Source organism: Bradyrhizobium sp. (genome assembly GCF_035701725.1).
In the GTDB taxonomy this organism is placed as follows: domain Bacteria; phylum Pseudomonadota; class Alphaproteobacteria; order Rhizobiales; family Xanthobacteraceae; genus Bradyrhizobium.
In genome coordinates, this window is sequence record NZ_DASSRP010000145.1 from 1 (window position 1) to 2,675 (window position 2,675).

Here is a 2,675-nt window from a genome sequence, read left to right on the forward strand (position 1 = left end):
GGATTCGATCGCTTCGGTCAAGGTATCGTGCACCCCGCGCCGCTTCTGACGATGCTGCTCACTGAGGAAGCGGTTGTAGAGAATGGTGTAAAGCCAGCCGCGCAAATCGCCTTCCGCGCGGCGCAAATGCCAGCGCGACAGTGCCCGCTCAAGACTGTCCTGGACAAGATCGTCGGCTCGCTCGCGATCGCCACGCACGAGTGCACGTGCAAACCGCCGCAGGCCCGGTATATGCGATTCGATCGAGGCGGCCTCTATTGCCATTGCGTCCTGCGAAGACGAAGGGCTGGCGATGCGAAACGGAGGTAATCGCCTGCAAACCAAATGGCCCAGATCGGCGGCCGAAGGTCCAGCGATTAACCACCTTATCTTCGGAGAGTTCTGTCCATTTTTCCATCAGAATACGCGCCATTCGTCATATCAGGCAGGGCATAGCGCCAAACTCGCCCGCCGCCGGTGGCCGTCGGACTGGCTAAGCTCTTGTACTCTACGACATTGCGTGCGTCCCCTTATTCCGCTCCCCTCGCCCTAGTTTTGCGTCAAATTTGCGTCAGTCCCATCTCGCGGAGTGCCGTTTCCGCTGGCTTGCCGAACTTGGTTCATTCCGGTTCCGAAGCCCAAAGGACGGATCTCACCGCGGCCTGTCCCCTCGGCTTCGCCTCGCCGCCTTGCCGGTCAGCGGATTTCGCGCTAAAGACGCGACGGGTCGCGCCCGGCGCTCAGCGCCGCATGGATGAGGCAGTCGCATGGCACGCAATAAAATTGCGCTGGTTGGGGCCGGACAAGTCGGCGGCACCATTGCCTTGCTCGCCGGGCTCAAGGAGCTAGGCGACATCGTTTTATTGGACATTGTTGAGGGGGTGCCGCAAGGCAAAGCCCTCGATATCGTAGAGGGTTCGACGATCGAGGGTTATGACGCGGTCGTCAAAGGCTCGAACGATTATGCCGATATCGAGGGAGCTGACGTCGTCGTCGTCACCGCCGGCATAGCGCGTCGGCCGGGCATGAGCCGTGACGATCTGATCGGTACCAACGCCAAGGTCATCTCGACGGTCGGCGAAGCGATCAAACGGCATTGCCCGCAAGCCTTTGTGATCACGATCACCAACCCGCTCGACGTCATGGTTTGGGTCATGCGCGAAGCGTGCGGTCTGCCGCCGCATCGGGTCGTAGGCATGGCCGGTGTGCTCGACAGCGCGCGCTTCCGCTATTTCCTGGCAGAGGAGCTGAAGGTTTCAGTCGAGGACGTCAGCGCCTTCGTTCTCGGCGGCCATGGCGATATGATGGTGCCGCTGGTGCGCTATTCGACCGTTGCCGGCATCCCGCTGCCCGATCTCGTGCGCATGGGCTGGACGACGCGGGAGCGACTCGAGAAGATAGTCCAGCGCACGCGCGACGGCGGGGCCGAAATCGTGAGCTTGCTGAAGACGGGGTCGGCATTCTACGCCCCGGCCAGTTCGGCGATCGCCATGGTCGAAGCTTATCTGCGCGACAAAAAAAGGGTCCTGCCCTGCGCCGCGTGGCTCACCGGGCAATATGGCGTGCGCGAGCTTTATGTCGGCGTGCCGGTGGTGATCGGCGCCGGCGGGGTCGAACGAATCGTCGAGATTACTCTTGACCGCGACGAAAAGGCGGAGTTCGACCGTTCCGTCGCGGCCGTGCGTGAGCTTGTCGAGGTGGTCAAGAAGATGCCGATGGCGGGCTGACCCATGAATATCCACGAATACCAGGCGAAGGAGCTGCTCGCGAAATTTGGCGTCACGGTGCCGAAGGGCGGCATCGCCTATACTCCGAACGAGGCAGTGGCGGTGGCGAAACGGCTCGGTGGTGCCGTATGGGTGGTCAAGGCGCAAATCCACGCCGGCGGTCGCGGCAAGGCCGGCGGCGTCAAGCTTGTGCGCAGCGAAGACGAGGTCGCCGCCGCGGCCCGGTCGCTGCTCGGCCATAACCTCGTCACCCATCAGACCGGGCCCGCCGGACGCGAAGTGAAGCGAGTCTATGTCGAAGAGGGCTGCGACATCAGTCGCGAGCTCTATCTCGGCCTGCTGGTTGATCGCGAAACCGGCCGCATCACCCTGATTGGCTCGACCGAAGGTGGGGTCGAGATCGAAGAAGTCGCCGAGCATTCGCCCGAAAAGATTCTGCAGATCGCGATCGATCCGGCAAGCGGCATCCAGCCGTTCCATGCGCGCGAGATCGCCTTTGGGCTGGGGCTCGAGGGCAATCAGGTCGGGGTTGCGGTCAAGTTCGTCACAGCGCTCTACCAGGCTTTCACCGAACTCGATGCCGCGATTGCCGAGATCAATCCGCTGGTCGTGACCGGATCGGGCGACTTGGTGGCGCTCGACGCCAAGATGGCGTTTGACGACAATGCCCTCTTCCGACATCCCGATGTCGCGCAATTGCGCGATGAGGACGAGGAGGATCCGACCGAGGTCGAGGCCGGCAAGCACGCGCTCAACTACATCAAACTCGACGGCAATATCGGCTGCATGGTGAACGGCGCCGGGCTGGCGATGGCGACGATGGACATCATCAAGCTCCATGGCGGCAGCCCGGCGAATTTTCTCGATGTCGGCGGCGGGGCGACGCGCGAGCGGGTGACGACGGCGTTCAAGCTGATCCTGTCGGACGCCAACGTCGAGGGCATCCTGGTCAACATCTTCGGCGGGATC

Annotated in this window: 3 protein-coding genes; 2 read left to right on the forward strand and 1 reads right to left on the reverse strand. The window is 62.5% G+C overall.

Annotation, left to right across the window (positions count from 1 at the left end; translation table 11 throughout):
- A partial coding sequence (locus VFL62_RS08495; protein ID WP_325171926.1) for a sigma factor occupies nucleotides 1–264 on the reverse strand: 264 nt, incomplete at its 3' end.
- A 482-nt stretch (nucleotides 265–746) separates the two neighbouring features.
- Here VFL62_RS08495 and mdh point away from each other — a divergent pair.
- Nucleotides 747–1,706: a malate dehydrogenase gene (gene mdh / locus VFL62_RS08500; protein ID WP_325171927.1), complete on the forward strand. Its 960-nt coding sequence runs from the start codon at nucleotides 747–749 to the stop codon at nucleotides 1,704–1,706.
- Nucleotides 1,707–1,709: 3 nt separating this feature from the next.
- A partial coding sequence (sucC, locus tag VFL62_RS08505) for an ADP-forming succinate--CoA ligase subunit beta (RefSeq protein WP_325171928.1) occupies nucleotides 1,710–2,675 on the forward strand: 966 nt, incomplete at its 3' end.